Origin of the sequence: Brachyspira catarrhinii, assembly GCF_005518285.1 — a bacterium.
Lineage (GTDB): Bacteria > Spirochaetota > Brachyspiria > Brachyspirales > Brachyspiraceae > Brachyspira > Brachyspira catarrhinii.
Genome location: NZ_SJDU01000459.1, coordinates 1 through 1,614, shown reverse-complemented (window position 1 = coordinate 1,614; position 1,614 = coordinate 1). Strand labels below are relative to the sequence as shown.

Here is a 1,614-nt window from a genome sequence, read left to right as displayed (position 1 = left end):
GCTATTTTCTTTTTATATGAGTAATAACATAAAAAATAATGAAATATTTATTAAAATTATAAATAATAACAGCTTCAAAATTATTTTATAAAAGCTATTGATTTAACTATAATTTGCATATATGATTTTATTAAATATAAAAATATATTAATAATTAGGGGTTATTTATATGGCTACAATTATATCAGTTTCTTTTTTAACTATCATAATCATTTTACTTGTTATTATATTAATAAGGGTAAGTAAAAATAATGATACTAAAAATATTATTAATACTTCTGATACTTCTTTAAATATTAATAATGGTGATTTGATAAATAATGATTCAGTTTCTCTAATAGATATTAATACAAATTTAAGATTTGATTTAACAGATATTAAAACAGAATTAGAAAATAAAACACTTATTAACAATTCATCAATTTTTGAAATAAATAAAAACGATAAAAGTTTAACTCCTATAATGGATACTGCAACAAAATTTGGAGTACAAGGCGTTATAGGATTATTACAACATTTTCAAATATCTAAATTATTTAAAGCAACAGTTGATCCAAATACTTTAATAAAATATAATGATGGCACTATCGGTTCTCCTATTATTGATGAAGTTTCAGGACAAATAATTGGTCATGCTGGATTTGAAGAAGCAGATTCAATAGCCATTATAGGACCTCAGGCTGTATTTGCTGTACTTTCCATAGTAGTTGGTCAGCATTATATGTCTGAAATATCAAATCAGCTTTCAAACATATCAAATATATTGGATAAGATATTACAGCATTTTAAAAATGAGTATGAATCAAAATTAGAAGCAGCAACAGAAAAAATATTATATATATCAAATTCGCAGTATGTAGGAAGCGAACAAATTATAAATTTAGATAGATTAGAAGATGATATTAATCAGATATATTACTTTTACAAAAAAGAATTGAATAATTTTAATATTGATAGTATAAAAACTGATGAATTTTTCTATGAAAGTAAACTCAAAAATTTAGATGAACTTTTAAAGAAAGAATTAGAAAATGCAGAGTATAGCTATAAAATATGTACTTATTCTAAAGAATTATTAAATATGATAAAATTAATAAAATATAATTGTTATTTAAAAATGAAAAAAGTTGATAAAGATGCAGTAAATAAAGCAAATCAGTTATTAGATGAAATTAAAAAATTTGATAAAGATATATTTTATAATGAAAAAGAAAATCCTAAAGAATTATATATAAAAGCAATTTCTAATGCTAAAGATAAACTGTTTACTATATACAGAGATAACACACTGTTAGAAGCTAAAGAAAATTTTCTGCTTTTCATAGATACAATTATAAATACAAATTTTTGGAATGAATGTTTAGATGATAACCCTTATTATGATTATTCAGATAGATATGATGATAAAAAGAAAGAAGTAGAAAAAAATGAATATATAAGTATTTCATATAATAAAGCAAAAGAAATGCTTAAAAAATTTGATTCTCCTATAAACACATACTATTTTACAAAAGATGGACATGAATATTTTATTGTAGCTAATGAACAAAATACTGAATTATATTCTTGATATAATAACCATTGCATATATAATCATTATATTAAAAAAATTAA

At 20.9% G+C, this 1,614-nt stretch carries 1 protein-coding gene; it reads left to right on the top strand.

Annotated elements, in window-relative coordinates; genetic code table 11:
* Window positions 1–169: 169 nt before the first annotated feature.
* A complete protein-coding gene (locus EZH24_RS11495) occupies window positions 170–1,570 on the top strand; it encodes a hypothetical protein (protein ID WP_137999231.1) in 1,401 nt (466 codons plus the stop codon).
* The last annotated feature ends 44 nt before the right edge of the window (window positions 1,571–1,614 follow it).

Excerpts from the sequence above, each read along its gene's own strand:
- EZH24_RS11495 (WP_137999231.1), top strand. The coding sequence starts at position 170 with ATGGCTACAATTATATCAGTTTCTTTTTTAACTATCATAATCATTTTA.